At 70.9% G+C, this 546-nt stretch carries 1 protein-coding gene; it reads right to left on the bottom strand.

Going from position 1 to position 546, the window contains the following annotated elements; genetic code table 11:
• On the bottom strand, window positions 1-513 hold a 513-nt coding region (locus tag GEV06_29215), incomplete at its 3' end, for a hypothetical protein (GenBank protein MPZ21917.1).
• Window positions 514-546 lie beyond the last annotated feature (33 nt).

The following is a 546-nucleotide window of genomic DNA, read 5'->3' as shown; positions in this document are numbered from 1 at the left end:
GACATAGCGGATGGCCACGTCCGCCAGGTCGCGCGCCCGCCACTGCTCAAAGTCCGTCTTCAGCCGGCCGACCAATCGCGAGACCGCGTCCTTCGACAGCGGCCCGCCCTGCAGCAGCGGCGCCAGCGCCCCGCGGATCCGCCGGGAATTCGCGCCGCTCAGATAGACGCCCAGAATCGCTTCATCGACCCGCACCGTGCGCCGCTGATACCGCGGGATCACCTGACTCCGCCACTCCGCGCGCCTTCCCGTGGCGTCCACCACCCGGGCGCGCGGTATCTGAATCGCCGTCGGCCCGACGCCGGTGGTCAGGGTCCGCTCCCGGGTACCGTGCCGATACCCGCGGCGCACGCCGTCGACGCGCGCCGACCGCGCCGCACCCAGCGCCTCGGTCAGCTCTTCCTCCACCACCGCTTCGATCGTCTCCCGCACCCGTTGCCGAATCATCGCCTCCAACAGCTCGGGGCCCGTGTTCTCTTTCGCTGCCTGGTGCTTCCTGCTATCGTTCGTCATGCGTCATCCTCCGGCACCCGCCTGCCAGCGGGC

The organism is Luteitalea sp., assembly GCA_009377605.1.
Classification (GTDB): Bacteria; Acidobacteriota; Vicinamibacteria; order Vicinamibacterales; family Vicinamibacteraceae; genus WHTT01.
Note: the sequence above shows the minus strand (reverse complement) of the source record. Positions and strands in the feature narration are given on the sequence as shown.